Raw genomic sequence first — 6,165 nt, 5'->3', positions numbered from 1 at the left:
TCCGCGTTGTCGAGCGCTGGGAGTCCCTCGATGCGATCAAGGCGCACCTCGTGAGCCCGCACATGGCGGAGTTCAACCTGGCGGTCGCTGCGCTCCAGCCGAAGGGTCTCGACATCAAGGCCTACGAAGTCGCCCGCGAAATCGCGCTCGGTTAGCCTGGATTATTCATGCGTTCTCGCTCGCGCAATCGCCGGTGCAGGACACCCATGAGCTCGGCCCGAGCCAGCTCCGACAGGAGCACCTGATCCTCGGCGTCCAAGCGGGCACGGACCGCAGCGGATTCCGGCTCGGAAGCAGAGTACTTCGCCAGGGTGGATGTGTCGCAGAACAGCGTCGCTAACGCTCGCCGCGCACCGCATCGAGATCACCGAGGACGTCGGTCGATGCTCCACGGGCGAGCAATGCAGCGTATTCGGGGAGCACGGTTCGCCGGCGGCGACGTTGGGGAAGGAGGTTCGGTGGGATCAGCGCAGCAACCACTCTTCCGCGATCGGTGACGGCCAACGGTGTTCGCCCGCGTCCGGCACGGCGCACGTGGCCTTCGGTGTGGGCATGCAGCTCCTTGATCGTGATCGAACCCCGTTTCGTCGTGGTGTCCTGTGACACCTGGTGGACGGGCACGCAAGGCGAACTCGTTCGCGCTGCCCGAGCGCACGAGCGGTCGTGCGCCGACCGCGTGACCGCGTAGCGTCGCGCACGGCGCCTGCAGCCGGACGTGCGCCATCTTGGACCGACTGCGCCGAATCGGTGCGGAGTTTGGGCGTACGGTCGTCATTTCGACGTGGACTCCCGCCGGACCGCGTGCGACTGTCGAGGCTCGCTGCTTTCCTTTCGAGCATCATACGGAGGGCTCCATGCATTGCGTTTCGTCGCATTGCGCTTCGTCGACCACGCTCGCGCTCGTCGCAACGGCTCTCGCTGCCACTCTCGCCTCTGCCGCACCGGGCGACGTCGATACGTCCTTCGGAACCGGCGGTGTCCAGCGGGTTCGCCTGGGGGGCATCGCCGACAAGGGCACGGCAATGCTCCGACTCGCGGACGGTCGCATCATCGTCGCCGGCTCCGAGACGATCGACGAGCGCGCCGGGTCGGCATCGTTCTACGGCATCACGAGCACCACGACCGGCGCGGTCGCCGTCGCGCGCTACGCCGCGACCGGCACGGTCGACACGACCTTCGGGCTCGGTGGCTTCGTCGCGATCGACGCCGACGGCACGGCCGCGAGCGCGCTCGCTGTCGAGGCGGGCGGCGAGCTCCTCGTCGGCAACACGGTGCTCGAAGGTCCGCTACGGCGGCTGCAGGTGATGCGGCTCGATGCCGACGGCTTCCCGACGGGCGACGCGTATCGGCATCCTGCGGTCGGCGACGATCAGTTGACCGCACTTCTCGTGCAGCCCGACGGCAAGGTCGTCGTTGCGGGGAACGTCACGGGCGGCGGCGTGCGTCGCATCCTGGTCCTTCGACTGAATGGTGACCTCACGCTCGACACCGGGGGGCTCGTGAGCGGGCTCGCGGGCGAGGAGATCGAGGCGTTTGCGCTCGCCCGCGAGAGCGACGGTCGCATTCTAGTCGGCGGCCGGCATCGCGTCGGGCTGGCGGAATCGGTGTTGGTGATGCGCCTCGCCGCGGATCTCTCGACGACCGACGGGATCGCGACGGTGCTCACGAGCACGATCGGTCGTCCGGTCGCGCGTGCAGTGGTCGTCGAGCCTGCGGGCACCATCGTCGCGGCCGGCACGGCCGCAGGCGGCGCGAGCGACGATGCGATCGTCCTCCGCCTCGCAACGGATCTGACGCTCACGAGCCATACGCTCGTCGGCAGCAATTCGACCGACGGCTTCCGCGGCCTTGCGCGCGAGAGTGACGGGAAGCTCGTCGCCGTCGGTACCGCCGGCACGCAGGGGAACGACGTGCTCTGCACCCGCTTCAACGCCGACCTCACCATCGACGACACCTTCGACGCCGGCGATCTGCCGCGTGGCAAGGGCATCCACGAGGGCGTCGCCGTCGCGATCCAGCCCGACGACAAGGCGCTCGTGCTCGCCAACGCCGCGATCGACCCCGATCCCGAGGGCGGCTACGACACGTTCGACTACCTGAGCAACAACGTTGCGCTCTTCCGGCTCGTGAGCGACGGCTCGCTCGACCCGAGCTTCACGGAAACCGTCCCGTCGCACGACCGCCCCGAGGTGTCGCTGGCCACGACCGCCATCGTCGCCGATACGGGCGGTGCCGCGGTATTCGCGATGGCAATGAACGACTACCTCCTGCCCGTGCAGGGCGCGACGGCCGACGACTTCGTCGTCGGCCGTGTCGATGGCAACGGTGCCCTCGACACCTCCTTTGGCACGAATGGCTTCACGCGCATCAGCTTCGGGGCGATCGACCGCCCGGCCGCGCTGCTCCGCCAGTCCGACGGTGCCTACGTCGTCGCGGGCGCGAAGTCCGTGTTCGACGACAGCGGCTTCATCTCGACCACGATCGACTCCTTCGCGGTCGCCCGGCTCGCAGCCGACGGCAGCCTCGACCCCACCTTCGGCTCCGGCGGCACGCTCACGCATCAGTTCAGCGGCAGTGCGGAGGCGACGGCCACGGCGCTCGTGCAGCAAGCGGACGGCAAGATCATCGCCGCGGGGGCAATCGAGAACACCTTCGACGTCGCCCTCGCTCGATACACCGCGGCCGGCGTTCTCGACGGGACGTTCGGAAGCGGCGGCCGCCGAACGGGACCGATCCGATGCATCAGTAGTCCCGTGATCGGGCTGCAGAGTGACGGCAAACTGGTCGTGGCGTGCGGCGGCACCGACATGGCCGGGCTCACCTCACAGCTTTCCGTGGCGCGCTACACGAACGGCACGCTCGATGCGATGTTCGGCACGGCCGGGGTCACCGTCGTCGACATGGACAGCGCCAATACCTACGAGCGCGCCAAGGCGCTGTTCGTGCGGCCGGACGACTCGATCGTCATCGCGGGCAGCACGCAGGTGATCGTCGGACCCGCGACCGACGACTTCTTTCTGGTCCGCCTCGACGCCGGCGGGGCACTCGACGGGACCTTCGGCGCCGGCGGCATCGTCACGACCGATCTCGCCGTCGGCGCCGACGACTTCTTGACCGATGCGGTCCAGCAGGGCGACGGGAAGCTGGTGCTCTTCGGCCACTCGTTCATCTCGACCGCCGTGCCGGCGATCGTCCGCTACGACAGCACCGGCGTGCTCGACGCCGGCTTCGGCGCGGGTGGCATTCGCCTCGACGACTCGCTCCCCGCCGGCGCGCTTCCGAATCGCGCCGCGCTCGCCTCCGACGGCGCGATCGTCGCCGGTGCCTCGCATTTTCCCGACTTCGTGAACCAGGGCTCCGGCGCCGCGACGCTCTCCCGTTTCTTCGCCGGTACCTGCGGCAACGTCGTGACGGAGCCGGGCGAGGTCTGCGACGACGGCAATCCGACGAGCGGCGACGGCTGTGACGCCAATTGCACGCCGACCGCCTGCGGCAACGGCATCGTCGCCGGTGCGGAGACGTGCGACGACGGGAACGCGACTGCGGGTGACTGCTGTGACGCGGGCTGCCAGCTCGAGAGCGACGGCGCGACATGCGCGGGCGCCGGACTCTGCACGACGGGGACGACGTGCACCGCAGGCGTCTGTGGCGGAGGCACGGCGGTCACGTGCGGCGCGTGCGAGCGGTGCGACGCCGAGACGGGCTGCGTCGCCGACCTCCGAGCGTCCTGCCGCTCGACCGACGTTCTCGGCGCCTCCGCGCTCCAGATCAAGGACTCGCCGATCGACGCCAAGGATCAGCTCCAATGGCAGATCAAGAAGGGCGACTTCCTGCTCTTCTCGGAGTACGGCGATCCGGTTCCCGACGGCGGCGACGACTACGCGCTCTGCGTCTTCGACGTCTCGGGGCTCGAGCCGAAGATCCTGGTCGCCTCGGCGGTGCCGGCGGGCGGCATCTGCCAAAACAATCCGTGCTGGACGGCGACAGACGACACGTTGGCGTACAAGGAGAAGACAGGAGCCAACGGCGGCGTCACCCAGATCAAGATGAAGGCGGGCGACGAGATCTCGTCACAGAGCCTCAAGGGCAAGGGCGCGGGCCTCGCGCTTCCGAAGATGTCGCTCCCGAGTCCGCTCCGCGTCCAACTCCAGTCCGAGAACGGCGCGTGCTTCGAGGATGCTTACGTGACCCCGAAGACCAACAGTTACAAGCAGTACAAGGCCGCCGGCGAATTCTGAGGCAATCCGTTTCGCCGGGCGGTCGGGGAAGTGTAAGCAGTTGCCCGCGTCCCCGAGGGACAGCTCGATCGACGACTCGGTAGGTGACGGGAGTCTCGGGTCGGTAGAAGGCGATATTGGGGAGACCGCATTGGCGGTGTTTCCGTGCCTGGTTGACACTGTACGCGTTAGCCGACGCTCCCAGATCCGGTGACCGGCTCAGGTTTACGCGATGCTGCCATCACCATTCGCGGGGATGGCGGCGCGAACGGATCGCCTCCCGATGGGGTTCAGGCCATCAGGAACTTGCCGTTCGCGGCCGCGATGGGACGGTCGCGCTCGTCCTGCCAGGCGATCACGTGGACGTGCGAGATGCGGCGCCCGAGCTTGAAGATCTCGCCGCGCGCGCGGGTCTCGCGCGGACCGGCGGAGCGCAGGTAGTCGATCGTGAAGCTGATCGGGCGCGGCACGTTGTCGAGGCCGCTCTCCGCGACGAGGCGCAGGATCGCCGTCATCTCGAGGAACGACCCGATGACGCCGCCGTGGATGGCCGGCAGGCGGGTGTTGCCGATCAGCTCGGGCGCGAAGGGCAGGACGCACTCGATGCCGCCGGGGGTCTCCTCGACGTCCATGCCGAGGAGGCGGGCATACGGGATTGCCGCGACGAGACGGTTCACGGCTTGGGTCTCGCGCTCTTGACGCCGCCGAACGGGCTGCCGCCGCTGTTGGCGCCCACCATGAACGTGCCGAGGCAGCTCGCGAAGGGATCGTGCTCGTCCGCATCCCACGCGGTCGCGCGCACGAACGCGACGTTGTGGCCGAGCTTGTAGCAGTCGGCGCGCGCGACGATCTCGCGCCCCGGCTCGGCGGCGCGCAGGTAGTCGACGCGGAGGTCGATCGTCGCGATCGCGAGGAGCTCGTCCATCGCGCAGGCGACCGCGATTCCCGAGGCCTGGTCGATCAACGCGGTGACGGCGCCGCCGAAGACGACCTTCCGCTGCGGATCGCCGACGAGCTCCTCGTCGTAGGGGAGCGCGAGCGTCGCGAATCCCGGTCCCACCTCGACGACCCGCATCCGGAGCCGTCCGGCGTAGGGCGTGAACTGGCCGATGTCGAACTTGGCGGGTCCGAAGAGGGCTCCGAGTGCGTACTGGCGTTCGGTCGACATGCGGGTCGGCGGCGACTCTCGACGGCGGGATGCGGAGAGTCAAGCGCGTGGCAGCGTCGGTCCCTCGTCGTTCGTCGGGGTCACGGGCTCCGGGCGCGGCCGGACCGCGCGTGGCGCGGGAAGATGGCGCGCGGGTCGTCGTTGTGGGAGGACTTGCGCAATGTGGCGATGGCGAAGGGTGGAATGGCCGCGCTGGCGACGACGCTGGGTGCTTGCCGTGCTACTCCTCACCGGGACGCCCTGCGCCCATGGAGGAGACGAGATTGCCGACGAGATGCGCGAGTACGAGCGTACCGTCAAGAAAGCGGCCGCATTGATCCGTGCCGTAGAGACGGGGATCGAGCCGAAGGAGTTCGAGGCTCAAGGCACGCCGATCCGGGACTCGGGTTGTAGCTGCCTCTAGTCCGCTCCGGCGGGCGAGTTGAAAGTCGTCGAACTTTCCCGCTCCCTTCACGAGTGCTCCGGGTTCGTCTCCAGCGTGTCATCTTGACGTCGTGACGTCATGCTGCAGGTCGTGGAGACTCAGAAGCGCACGACGATCTATTTCGCGTCGGACGTTCACCGCGCCCTCCGGCTGAAGGCGGCGTCGCTCGACCGTTCGATCTCGGACATGGTGAATGAAGCGGTCCAGATCGTCCTCGCCGAGGATGCCGAGGATCTGGCCTCGTTTGCGCAACGCAAGGCCGAGAAGGGCGTGTCGTTCGCGCGTTCGTCCAGAGCATGAAGCGGCATGGCCGCCTATAGGCTGCGGCTCAAGGCGTCGGCCGCAAAGGAGGTCGG

Annotated in this window: 6 protein-coding genes; 3 read left to right on the top strand and 3 right to left on the bottom strand. The window is 68.4% G+C overall.

Annotated elements, in window-relative coordinates; all coding sequences use genetic code 11:
* The coding region (locus IT293_02580) for an antibiotic biosynthesis monooxygenase (GenBank protein MCC6763524.1) at positions 1-155 on the top strand (155 nt) is incomplete at its 5' end.
* A 181-nt stretch (positions 156-336) separates the two neighbouring features.
* Here IT293_02580 and IT293_02575 read toward each other — a convergent pair.
* Complete coding sequence (locus IT293_02575; GenBank protein MCC6763523.1) at positions 337-621, bottom strand: hypothetical protein; 285 nt, start codon at positions 619-621, stop codon at positions 337-339.
* Positions 622-1,022: 401 nt separating this feature from the next.
* Between IT293_02575 and IT293_02570 the strand changes: the two genes are divergently transcribed.
* Positions 1,023-4,238: a hypothetical protein gene (locus IT293_02570; GenBank protein MCC6763522.1), complete on the top strand. Its 3,216-nt coding sequence runs from the start codon at positions 1,023-1,025 to the stop codon at positions 4,236-4,238.
* Between the two features lie 269 nt (positions 4,239-4,507).
* On the opposite strand, the gene IT293_02565 is transcribed toward IT293_02570, so the two are convergent.
* Together IT293_02565 and IT293_02560 are read right to left on the bottom strand one after the other, a co-directional pair.
* Positions 4,508-4,849, bottom strand: a complete 342-nt coding sequence (locus IT293_02565; GenBank protein MCC6763521.1) for a PaaI family thioesterase — start codon at positions 4,847-4,849, stop codon at positions 4,508-4,510.
* Positions 4,850-4,890: 41 nt separating this feature from the next.
* Positions 4,891-5,385: a PaaI family thioesterase gene (locus IT293_02560; GenBank protein ID MCC6763520.1), complete on the bottom strand. Its 495-nt coding sequence runs from the start codon at positions 5,383-5,385 to the stop codon at positions 4,891-4,893.
* A 502-nt stretch (positions 5,386-5,887) separates the two neighbouring features.
* On the opposite strand from IT293_02560, the gene IT293_02555 reads away from it, so the two are divergent.
* Positions 5,888-6,109 (top strand): CopG family transcriptional regulator, encoded by a 222-nt coding sequence (locus tag IT293_02555; protein MCC6763519.1) that lies wholly within the window; start codon positions 5,888-5,890, stop codon positions 6,107-6,109.
* Positions 6,110-6,165 lie beyond the last annotated feature (56 nt).

The sequence above is a fragment of the Deltaproteobacteria bacterium genome (genome assembly GCA_020848745.1).
Lineage (GTDB): Bacteria > Desulfobacterota > Binatia > UTPRO1 > UTPRO1 > UTPRO1.
This window is presented reverse-complemented; position numbering and strand designations above follow the sequence as displayed.

Coding starts and splice junctions, on each gene's coding strand:
- IT293_02570 (MCC6763522.1), top strand. CDS start 1,023: ATGCTCCGACTCGCGGACGGTCGCATCATCGTCGCCGGCTCCGAGACG.
- IT293_02565 (MCC6763521.1), bottom strand. CDS start 4,849: ATGGACGTCGAGGAGACCCCCGGCGGCATCGAGTGCGTCCTGCCCTTC.
- IT293_02560 (MCC6763520.1), bottom strand. CDS start 5,385: ATGTCGACCGAACGCCAGTACGCACTCGGAGCCCTCTTCGGACCCGCC.
- IT293_02555 (MCC6763519.1), top strand. CDS start 5,888: ATGCTGCAGGTCGTGGAGACTCAGAAGCGCACGACGATCTATTTCGCG.